The following is an 8,782-nucleotide window of genomic DNA, read 5'->3' as shown; positions in this document are numbered from 1 at the left end:
AAGATGCGCTCGCCTCGCGAGTTCATCGCAGCTCAAACCGCAACCGCCTGAGTGTCCGGCGAAACGGGGGCAAGATCAAGCCTTGCGCTGGAGCTAGAGGACTCGCGGCGGCTTGGCGGCTGCCCGAATACCCTCGAAGAGCCGCGCACCACCAAGAGCGTCCTGCCGTCCCATCTACACTTCGTCCAGCATCATCTTGACGGACGCGCGCAAGGGTTCCACCGTGGGCCACTCGATTGTGGAGGAGCCGATGGCACCGAAGAAGGATGAGGTCGACGAGCTGCAAGAGAAGCTGGATGAGGCCCTCAAAGACGAAGATATGGCGCGATACCGGGAGCTTCTTGGCGATGAAGAGGACGAGGAGGACAACTGAAGCGCCCGGTCTATCCTAAAATTCATCGGAATTTTTGCCGATGTTTCGGAGCGGTGACCGCCAGTCCATGTCCTCCGGCAACTCAAGGACGGGGATACGCGTGATGCCGCTCCCCTCGTAGGCCCGCGGACCGACCTGTTCATGAAGGACGATGCAGGTCTCTGCATACGAACTAAATGGAAGTCGCGTGTGAGTGCCGATCCTGATGTAACGTGCGCTGATTACGTTGTCGGTATCAGCCATAAGTCTAATAGCTTCTTCGTCATCGAAACGGAGACGAAGCCCGAGGGGCTTGGCCTCCTCAGCCAATGCGCGCACTCTGTGGCTAAACCTCTTTCGAAGGTCTTCGAGGGTTCGGCCATGAGCTACGAGGTACGCCTTGAGGTAAAGCTCGATGGCGTGGAAATACAAGTAGTACACTGGAGCGTTCCAGTGCGACGCCTCCACCTTGATCTGCCCGAGCGCGTTTGCTGATGAGGCATAGGAATGGGCGTAGTTGAATACTGCTATTGCGGAAACCGATCTCTCTTCCATCACTCCTGCTCCGCTGGGTTTCGCCTGCCCTTCTCAGTCTGTACGTTTCTTCGGCATGAAGTGCCACCGCCAGAGTGCCGCGAAGTTTCGCGCCTTCTTGTCGATCTCTTGATACGCCTCCTCGATCGACCGCACGACATGGTACGCCGCGCCGATCTCGCGGCACCGCTCCTCCCACGCCTTCTGGTCCGGTGACTGGCGGCCGGTCTGCGTCTTCACCTCTAGCGAGACCAGGACCCCACTGATCTGCATGGCCTTCTCGCTATCATCCTCGCGGTTAGTTCCGAGCGCCAGAGCGAGGCCTGTCACGCTGTACGGTCGGATACGTTTGAAGAGCGGGAGACCTTGCCAATCCGTCCGCTGCACCCACTCATAGTCATCGTCCGTAAAGTCGTGCTGCTTCTTCGGCTCGCCGTGCTTGAAGCCGGCAGGCCGGACGCGGCCTCACTCGACATGAACCTTAATGGGGAGTCTTCGGCGCCGATCGCTGCCGCCTTGCGTGAGCAGAGGATCCCCTTCGTAGTCGTCACCGGATACACCGGCAAACATCATGAAGATCCGACGTTCCAGGGCGCGCCCCTGCTGAGGAAGCCTTACGATGGCGCCCAACTTGTCCGGACGCTCGTCGGTCTGCTTGCCTGAAGCGTTGGCCCTGTCTTCCGTGACACGACAACCGTCGGAGTACATTAAGAAATTTCCAGCGACGGCTCTCGCTCGCGCTCCTTTCCCTGCGTTGGAACTGGCGGCGGCGCGGGTCGGTTAGGCCAAAGTCGCAGGAAACTGGTCCTGCGAACGAATGAAAGGGAGAGAGAGATGATCAACGACCTCTTCAAGCTCGCTGCTGGTTCGGCTCTTGCGCTGTCGCTCGCCTCTGGTCCGCTCGTGGCCCAGGAGGCATTCGGCGAGTGGGATGCCGATGCAAATGCCGGAATCGATGCGGCTGAGTTCAACACCGGCCTTGGCAATGAACTCTTTGCCGCAGCGGACACCGACTCCGATGAATCGCTGAGCGAAGACGAATTGAGCGCCGCCCTCGGCGATCAGGACGTCCCGTACGACTACTCCGCTTGGGATGGAGATGGAGACGGTATCATCAGGGAGAGCGAGTTTCTGAGCGGGCTCTACAGCGCATACGACGTCGATGCAGATGGCAGCCTGGACGAAGAGGAGTTCGGGAACTTCGAGGCCGCGGGCTTCCTCAATATGTGAACGCAATCCGCGCAAGTAGGCGCGGATCGCCCTCCTGCCTTGTTTTCCCTGGCCTGATGGAGGTTCGTAGACACTGCAGTGTCTTCGCCGTTCATCGAGATTTCTGAAGATTGACAACCGGTAGCTGCGTCGCCTCGAACAGGCCGGCGGCTCCGGCTCGTCGCAGGCGGAGCCACTTGTCAACGCGTATCAAGCATGAGTGGCTCCTCCAGCCCGGCCAGAATGATCGGTCGCTCCTTCAGCGATTGCAGCATCGCGCCGTCGCAGGGCACATAAGGCCATGGAAGACGCCCGCTTCGCTTTCGACAGCTATCACCTCCTGCTCGTCGCACTGGGCGCCAGCCTGCTGGTGGCCTACTGGCTGCCGCACCTCTTCTTGCGGAAGCCGCCTGCGGCGACCGCGCTCCTCATGGCGTGCGGCATGGCCGGCTCGCTGTTGTTCCCGGATGTCGTCGCCGGGATAAATCCGACGGAGAACCCGGGCATCTGGGAAATCTCCGCCGAGCTCGTGGTAATCGTCGTGCTCTTCGCCACCGGGCTACGGATCGACGACCTGGGCGGCCGACGACTGTGGTGGCCGACCGTCAGGCTTCTCGCAATCACCATGCCTCTCACCATCGCCGCCGTCGCGCTGCTCGGCTGGAGCCTCGCTGGAATGACCGTGGGCGGAGCCATCCTGCTCGGCGCCGTGCTGGCGCCCACGGACCCGGTGCTGGCTGGCGACCTGCAGATCGGCCCGCCGCTCGAGGGAAAGGAGCATCCGGTCCGGTTCGCGCTGACGACCGAAGCGGGACTGAACGATGGCCTTGCGTTCCCGTTCGTCTACCTCGCGCTCCATGTCGCCTCCCAGGGTGCGGACCCGAGCCTCTGGCTTGCCAAGTGGTTCGCTTGGGACGTCCTCTACCGCATCGGCGTCGGCACCCTGCTCGGCATCGGCATCGGCTGGCTGCTGGGGCGCATACTGATCGCCGTGCCGGCCTGGAACACGGTCTCCCCGTCGGGGCCGGGCGTTCTTGCACTGGCCGGCGTATTCCTCGCCTACGGAGTGGTGGAGCTCGCCGAAGGATACGGGTTCATCGCAGCCTTCGTCGCGGGACTCGTGTTTCGGCGGGCAGAGGCCCGCCATCGTTTCCACAAGCGTCTCCACGACTTCGCGAGTTCCATCGAGCATGCGATAACGGCCATTCTCCTGGTGCTCCTCGGCAGCGTGATGCCCTCGCTCTGGCCTCATCTGGACTGGAGCCACACGCTCATCGGCTTCGGTCTGATTCTGGTGATCAGGCCGCTTTCGGGGATGCTCGGCCTCATCGGCACTCCGTTGAGCCTGAGGGCGCGGGCTGTGGTGGCGATCTACGGCGTTCGCGGGATCGGATCGCTCTACTACCTGGGATACGCGGCGACGCACGTGGAGTTCATCGACGAGGGGCAGCTCTGGGCGCTGGTCGCCTTTACCATCTTCGCCTCCACGGTCGTTCACGGTCTGACCGCCACTGCAACTGTCGAGGTCCTGGATCGCGAATACGGCGAAGGCGACGGCGTCGAGTCGGATCCCGCTGTGGAGGCTCCCCGGGGCAGGTGAGCCCGCGCGCTCTGCGATACGTGGTGTTCCTCACCACCCGCTACGGCGACGTCGCATCGTTTCTGGCCGGGTCGAGTTCCTGGCCACTTGCCGCGCGTCAATTGCCAGATACCGGTGTGACGGCCCCGTTCTGTCCGCTACCATCGCGCGATGAAACGGGTAGGGGACGTCGGGGTGGCGATGAAACGCAGTATGTTGATCCCGATGCTTCTCAGCTTCCATGTCGCTGCAGCAGCAGCCGAGGCCCAGGGCTGCCGCGTCGCGCTGGCGCTTGCGCTGGACGTGTCTTCTTCCGTGGATTCCGCGGAATACAGGTTGCAGATCGAGGGCGTCGCGCACGCGCTGCTCGACCGCGAGGTGCAGGCGGCGATCCTTCAGAGCGGGGGCAGCATCGCGCTACAGGTCTTCGAGTGGTCGGGGGAGAACGATCAGGTCGTGATTCAGGACTGGATGCTCATCGACAGCACGGCCGACCTGGAAGCCTTTGCGGCCGGTCTGCTCCGTCAGCGGGAAACGCGCAGTTTCCTCGGCAATCAGACCGCGATCGGGGCGGCGCTGGATTTCGCGCTCACGCAACTGGAGCGGGGACCGACCTGCTGGGAAAGCAAGATCGATGTTTCCGGCGACGGACAGACCAATGAGGGGATCCGGCCGCAGGATCTCTACTGGATGCGCGACTTCGGTGATATCGTGGTGAATGGCCTCGCTATCGAGGCGAGCGTGACCGGCCTGCTGCGCTATTACGACGAGTTCGTGATCCGGGGCCCGAATGCCTTTGTCATCCGTGCGGCGGACTACGACGATTTCTCCCGCGCCATGCGCGAGAAGCTGATCCGGGAGCTTGGCGCTCCGCGGATCGGGGCTCTCGACGGTGACGCAGCGGAACGTCCCGCGCCTCCTTTTCGTTGACGTGCAGTCGCGGCAACCGCGCCGCAGGATGTGGAGGAGGACACGTGATGAATATCGGTCGTATCGCGCGCGCCGGAGTGGCGCTGAGTTTTCTCGCGCTGCCGGCAGTTGCGCAGCAGGACGCTGCAGCGGACGCGCCCGGGAACAACCTCGCCAACCCAGAGGCGGAGACGCAGCAGGAGGCGGTGAACCGCTCCAACGCCGCGCAGTGGGACGCCGACGGCGACGGAACGATCACCGGCGAGGAATTCATGAACGAATGGGAGAAGCGGGACATTTTCGCCCAGTGGGACGAGAACGGCGACGGCAACGTCACCAGCGAGGAACTCGGCCGCGGCTTCCTCAGCTACTACGACACCGACGGCAGCGAGATGCTGGAGGAGTACGAGCACGATGAGTTTGGCACTGGCATGGCCACCGACGGCTTCTTTGGCCGGTAGGCAACGCGACGGTGATCACTCGAAACCGTTATGTCTGATAACCTGCTCTGTATAAGGATTGCGCCGGACCGCTGGTCCGGCCGATCCGGCAGTGCGGAGGAGCAATCATGACACGAGAATTGATTTACGCAGTTTGCCTGACGCTGCTCGCCGGCGGCGCAGCGGCGCAGAACGACGGCGCGGCCGCATTTGAGGGCGGCGACGTCGCTGGAGCCGCCGCGGCCTGGCAGCAGCAGGCCGACGCGGGTGACGCCGCAGCGCAGTTCAACCTCGGAGTGCTCTACGACGCGGGCGAGGGCGTCGAGCAGGATCGCGCCAAGGCCGCGCGGCTCTACGAGGCCGCGGCGGCGCAGGGTCACGCGGGTGCCGCTTTCAACCTCGGCCTGATGTACGAGACGGGCGAGGGGGTCGAGCAGGACGCCGAGAAGGCAGTGGAGTGGTATCGTCAGGCCGGCGAGGCGGGCGACATGCTGGCGCAGAACAAGCTCGGGACCCTCTACTCCGAGGGCGGCGCAATTTCCGAGGATCAGGCCGAGGCGGCGCGGTGGTTCGAGATGGCCGCCGAACAGGGTCACGCGCCGGCGATGTTCAAGCTCGCTTCGATGTATGCCAACGGTCGTGGTGTGGAGCGGGATCTGGGCGCGGCGAACGATTGGAACGAGAAGGCTGACGTGGCGCAGATGTCGGGCGTCAGTGCCACCGCCTGCACTCAGCGCAGCCTGCACGTGATCGAGTCGTGCCGGCGCACCACGCCGATGACGGAATAGGGCTCAGCGGCGGACGGCCGGCGTCTCGATCGGCAGTCCGCGCCCCCGCCACGCGACGTAGAGCTCGAGGGCGAGGTACTCCTCCGAGCCGAGTGGATACGGCTCGGCGCGCAGCGAGGTGTTGCACCACTCGAACATGCGGTGGCGTGAGCCCATCGAGCTCCACAGCATCCTGAAGATCGGAAAGCCGTTGACGTGTCCCTCGCTCAGCACGTCGCCGCGCAGCATGTCGCCGGGGTGCCGGTCATGGCAATGACCGCAGGCGAGGTCGAGTTGACCTCGTCGGGTCTCGTAGAACGTGCGGCCCTGCTCGAAAAAGGGCGCCGCCGGGCCGTCGATCTCGACCGCCATCGGCACGCCGCGCGATTGGTTCGCAACGTAGGTCGTCAGCGCCAGCAACTCGTCGGATTCGTAGGGGTAGGGCTCGGCGCCCATGTAGCTGGTCCGCATCTCGTTGATGCGCAGCTCGAGGTTCACGAGGCCGCCGCGCTTCTCGTCGAAGACCGGATAGCGGGCGGCGACGCCGCGCATCGTCTCCGCGGCGTCCTCGTGGCAGGAGGCGCAGGATTCGCCCTCGTCGCCCTCGACCAGGTTCCAGAGCGCCTCACCCTCCTCGACGGCGAACATGCCGGGGTTGAGGAAGGCGTCCTCCTGCAGAGCGCGCGTCTCCTCGGTCATGTAGAGGAAGCCGGAGCGGCGCCCCTCGACCTCGTACGAAGCGATCTCGTCCGCGCCGAACGCAGCCGCGGCGGAAAAAGCGCCCGCGGCGGCGATCACGGCGATGCGGCTCCCGCTCATTGGCGGTCCAGCGACGCGAGGTAGGCCACCACGTCCTCGACCTCTTGTGCGCTGTAGATCGGCTTGTTCTCGAAGCGGTCGAGCACCCGGTAGAGATCCTCGCCCCGGTGGTAGGACGGCATCACCGTATCAGGGTTCAGCGCCTTTGGGTCGACGAGACGCAGCCGGAGTTCGCCCGGCGTGTAGCGTGCGCCGACTCCGGTGAGCGACGGACCGATCTGACCGTGGTTTGGCTCTTCGGGGATCGGCATCGGGTGACAGATCAAGCAGGTCGCCTTGTCGAGGTCGCGCACGATCTGGCGACCGCGAGCGGGGTTGCCGGGCGAGTCGGTCAGGGGCTGCGGGATTGCACCCTCGACGATCTCATAGGCGGCGATCTGGGCGAGTGCCGGACCAGCGGCGAGCAGCGCAGCGAGGGCGGCCACGATCGCGAGCCGCTTATCCATAGAGGTCCGTCATCATGCTCCGGTACCAGCCGCGGGCATAGTCTGCCTCGCTTGCGCGGAATTCAGGGCCGGCGTTCGGGGGGCTGACGCCGCCGGCGCCCTCGACCGCCTTGAGCGTTCCGTCGTCTGCCAGATGGAAGACGTCGGCGACGGAGATGCCATAGTCGGGCGCGACGAGGCTGTAGCAGGTGTTGATGAGCGACGGCTCCGGCGGCTCCTCATCCTGCAATATGGCGGCGAGGGCGAGAGCGCAGGACTTGCCCTGGCTGCTGGCCGAGAAGCCCGACTTGGGCATGGCCCCGGCAATGGCCGCGTCGCCCAGCACGTGGACGCCGGGCATGACGGCGGATTCGAACGTGCGTTGATCGATGCGGCACCACTCGTCGCCGTCGGTTAGGCCGCCATCGACCGCGAGATCCGCGGCGCGCTGCGGCGGGATCAGGTTCACCACGTCGCCGCTGTGGCGCCCGAACTCGCTGACGACGGTCTTGGTCTCTGGCTCGACCCGCAGCACGTATCCCGTGTCGGCGAACGGAAGCCACTCGATCATGCCGGGATAGAGCTGCTCCCACCCCTCCATGAACAGCGGCTGCTTGGAGAATGAGTCCTTGGCATCAATGAGCACGATCTTGGACCGCGGCTTGTGCGTCTTGAGGTAGTGCGCGACGAGGCTCGCCCGCTCGTAGGGTCCGGGCGGGCATCGGAACGGATTGACCGGGATCGACATCAAAAAGACGCCGCCGTCCTCCATGTCCTCGAGCTGCCGACGCAGGATCCCGGTCTGCGGGCCGGCCTTCCAGGCGTGTGGCATGATCTCGGCCGTCTCAGGATCGTAGCCCTCAATGGTTCCCCACTTGAAATCGACGCCGGGCGAGACGACGAGGCGGTCGAAGGAAACCGACGAGCCGTCGGCGAGCACCACCTGTCCGCCGTCCGCGTCGATCGACGCCACGCGGCCCCGCACCACCGTCACGCCTGCGCCCGCGAGACCATCGAAGCCGTGGGTGATGAAGTCCATGCCGTTGAGCCCGGCGATGACGGTGTTGCTGAACGGGCAGGTTACGAAGCTATCGTGCTCCTCGACGAGCGTCACACCGATCTCGGGTGCCAGCGCTCGAAGGTAACGTGCGCAGGTCGCCCCGCCAAAGCCGCCGCCGACGACCACCACCCGACCCGCCGACTGGCCGCGGGCCACGTGCGGCGCGGCGAGGGAGAGGGACGCGGCGCCGGCGATCCGCAGGACTGTCCGTCGTGACGGGCCGGCGCTCATCGCGCCGTCTCCGCGGCGAGATAGCTCGAGATCGCCGCGATCTCGTCTTCTGTATACCCCCTCGCGATCCGGTTCATGATGGTACCCTCCAGTTCGCCGCTGCGGTAGTTCAGAAGGAGCACGGCCATCTCGTCCGCGCTCAGCTCGTCAATGGCCGGGATGGCACCCAGGCTGGCGCCACCGGGGCCGTGACAATTCGCGCAGGCGAGCGCCAGCGCCTCCGGCGTCTGGGCCGGCGCCGCGTTCGCGAGAAGGCCGGCGATCGGCAGACAAAGCGCGCTGCGCCGGAAATGTGACATAGGCGTGGTCCTCCGCTTCCCGCTGTGCCGTACCCGGCGCTTTCGGGTGCTCCTCCGGCGAGGCTATCGCGATGCGTTCCGTTGGGAAAGGCGTGTTTCACCGGCATATGATGTGGGCGGTCAAGACTGCGCCTTGCGCTCGGCCACGTTTCAGCGAC

The 8,782-nt window shown here is 64.9% G+C and carries 13 protein-coding genes; 7 read left to right on the top strand and 6 right to left on the bottom strand.

Features of this window, described 5'->3' with window-relative positions; genetic code table 11:
• The first annotated feature begins 250 nt into the window (after positions 1-250).
• On the top strand, positions 251-373 hold the full coding sequence (locus JM664_RS18745; protein WP_264465685.1) for a hypothetical protein: 123 nt from the start codon (positions 251-253) through the stop codon (positions 371-373).
• A 15-nt stretch (positions 374-388) separates the two neighbouring features.
• Here the strand turns inward: JM664_RS18745 and JM664_RS13505 are convergent, their stop codons facing one another.
• On the bottom strand, positions 389-907 hold the full coding sequence (locus JM664_RS13505) for a HEPN domain-containing protein (RefSeq protein ID WP_227420446.1): 519 nt from the start codon (positions 905-907) through the stop codon (positions 389-391).
• 33 nt (positions 908-940) lie between these two features.
• A complete protein-coding gene (locus JM664_RS13500) occupies positions 941-1,159 on the bottom strand; it encodes a hypothetical protein (protein WP_227420445.1) in 219 nt (72 codons plus the stop codon).
• Between the two features lie 93 nt (positions 1,160-1,252).
• On the opposite strand from JM664_RS13500, the gene JM664_RS13495 reads away from it, so the two are divergent.
• The 6 genes from JM664_RS13495 (at position 1,253) to JM664_RS13470 (ending at position 5,811) form a co-directional block, all read left to right on the top strand.
• On the top strand, positions 1,253-1,549 hold the full coding sequence (locus tag JM664_RS13495) for a response regulator (RefSeq protein ID WP_227420444.1): 297 nt from the start codon (positions 1,253-1,255) through the stop codon (positions 1,547-1,549).
• A gap of 171 nt (positions 1,550-1,720) precedes the next feature.
• Entirely contained in the window at positions 1,721-2,116 is a 396-nt protein-coding gene (locus JM664_RS13490; RefSeq protein ID WP_227420443.1) for an EF-hand domain-containing protein, read from the top strand.
• 280 nt (positions 2,117-2,396) lie between these two features.
• Positions 2,397-3,695 carry a cation:proton antiporter gene (locus JM664_RS13485; RefSeq protein WP_227420442.1) on the top strand — a complete coding sequence of 433 codons (1,299 nt, stop codon included), beginning with the start codon at positions 2,397-2,399 and terminating at the stop codon, positions 3,693-3,695.
• Between the two features lie 192 nt (positions 3,696-3,887).
• Positions 3,888-4,604, top strand: a complete 717-nt coding sequence (locus tag JM664_RS13480; RefSeq protein ID WP_227420441.1) for a DUF1194 domain-containing protein — start codon at positions 3,888-3,890, stop codon at positions 4,602-4,604.
• 47 nt (positions 4,605-4,651) lie between these two features.
• Positions 4,652-5,044: an EF-hand domain-containing protein gene (locus JM664_RS13475; protein WP_227420440.1), complete on the top strand. Its 393-nt coding sequence runs from the start codon at positions 4,652-4,654 to the stop codon at positions 5,042-5,044.
• 107 nt (positions 5,045-5,151) lie between these two features.
• The gene (locus tag JM664_RS13470; RefSeq protein ID WP_227420439.1) at positions 5,152-5,811 is read left to right on the top strand and encodes a tetratricopeptide repeat protein; all 660 of its coding nucleotides are present in this window, start codon (positions 5,152-5,154) and stop codon (positions 5,809-5,811) included.
• 3 nt (positions 5,812-5,814) lie between these two features.
• Here JM664_RS13470 and soxA read toward each other — a convergent pair whose 3' ends face one another.
• Genes soxA through JM664_RS13450 form a run of 4 tightly spaced genes read right to left on the bottom strand, consistent with a single transcriptional unit; the run spans position 5,815 to position 8,624 of the window.
• On the bottom strand, positions 5,815-6,609 hold the full coding sequence (gene soxA, locus JM664_RS13465; protein ID WP_227420438.1) for a sulfur oxidation c-type cytochrome SoxA: 795 nt from the start codon (positions 6,607-6,609) through the stop codon (positions 5,815-5,817).
• Entirely contained in the window at positions 6,606-7,055 is a 450-nt protein-coding gene (gene soxX, locus JM664_RS13460; protein WP_227420437.1) for a sulfur oxidation c-type cytochrome SoxX, read from the bottom strand. The genes soxA and soxX overlap by 4 nt, the downstream gene beginning before the upstream one ends.
• Positions 7,048-8,325, bottom strand: a complete 1,278-nt coding sequence (locus tag JM664_RS13455) for an NAD(P)/FAD-dependent oxidoreductase (RefSeq protein ID WP_227420436.1) — start codon at positions 8,323-8,325, stop codon at positions 7,048-7,050. The genes soxX and JM664_RS13455 overlap by 8 nt, the downstream gene beginning before the upstream one ends.
• Positions 8,322-8,624 carry a c-type cytochrome gene (locus JM664_RS13450; RefSeq protein ID WP_227420435.1) on the bottom strand — a complete coding sequence of 101 codons (303 nt, stop codon included), beginning with the start codon at positions 8,622-8,624 and terminating at the stop codon, positions 8,322-8,324. Before JM664_RS13450 ends, JM664_RS13455 begins: the two co-directional genes overlap by 4 nt.
• Positions 8,625-8,782 lie beyond the last annotated feature (158 nt).

This window comes from Roseitranquillus sediminis (assembly GCF_016918935.1).
Taxonomy (GTDB): domain Bacteria; phylum Pseudomonadota; class Alphaproteobacteria; order Rhodobacterales; family Rhodobacteraceae; genus Roseitranquillus; species Roseitranquillus sediminis.
Note: the sequence above shows the minus strand (reverse complement) of the source record. Positions and strands in the feature narration are given on the sequence as shown.

Bases quoted from the DNA above. Each gene is read 5' to 3' on its own strand.
- JM664_RS13490 (WP_227420443.1), top strand. From the start codon at position 1,721: ATGATCAACGACCTCTTCAAGCTCGCTGCTGGTTCGGCTCTTGCGCTG.
- JM664_RS13505 (WP_227420446.1), bottom strand. From the start codon at position 907: ATGGAAGAGAGATCGGTTTCCGCAATAGCAGTATTCAACTACGCCCAT.
- JM664_RS13475 (WP_227420440.1), top strand. From the start codon at position 4,652: ATGAATATCGGTCGTATCGCGCGCGCCGGAGTGGCGCTGAGTTTTCTC.
- JM664_RS13485 (WP_227420442.1), top strand. From the start codon at position 2,397: ATGGAAGACGCCCGCTTCGCTTTCGACAGCTATCACCTCCTGCTCGTC.
- soxA (WP_227420438.1), bottom strand. From the start codon at position 6,609: ATGAGCGGGAGCCGCATCGCCGTGATCGCCGCCGCGGGCGCTTTTTCC.
- JM664_RS13500 (WP_227420445.1), bottom strand. From the start codon at position 1,159: ATGCAGATCAGTGGGGTCCTGGTCTCGCTAGAGGTGAAGACGCAGACC.
- JM664_RS13450 (WP_227420435.1), bottom strand. From the start codon at position 8,624: ATGTCACATTTCCGGCGCAGCGCGCTTTGTCTGCCGATCGCCGGCCTT.
- JM664_RS13480 (WP_227420441.1), top strand. From the start codon at position 3,888: ATGTTGATCCCGATGCTTCTCAGCTTCCATGTCGCTGCAGCAGCAGCC.
- JM664_RS18745 (WP_264465685.1), top strand. From the start codon at position 251: ATGGCACCGAAGAAGGATGAGGTCGACGAGCTGCAAGAGAAGCTGGAT.
- soxX (WP_227420437.1), bottom strand. From the start codon at position 7,055: ATGGATAAGCGGCTCGCGATCGTGGCCGCCCTCGCTGCGCTGCTCGCC.
- JM664_RS13455 (WP_227420436.1), bottom strand. From the start codon at position 8,325: ATGAGCGCCGGCCCGTCACGACGGACAGTCCTGCGGATCGCCGGCGCC.
- JM664_RS13470 (WP_227420439.1), top strand. From the start codon at position 5,152: ATGACACGAGAATTGATTTACGCAGTTTGCCTGACGCTGCTCGCCGGC.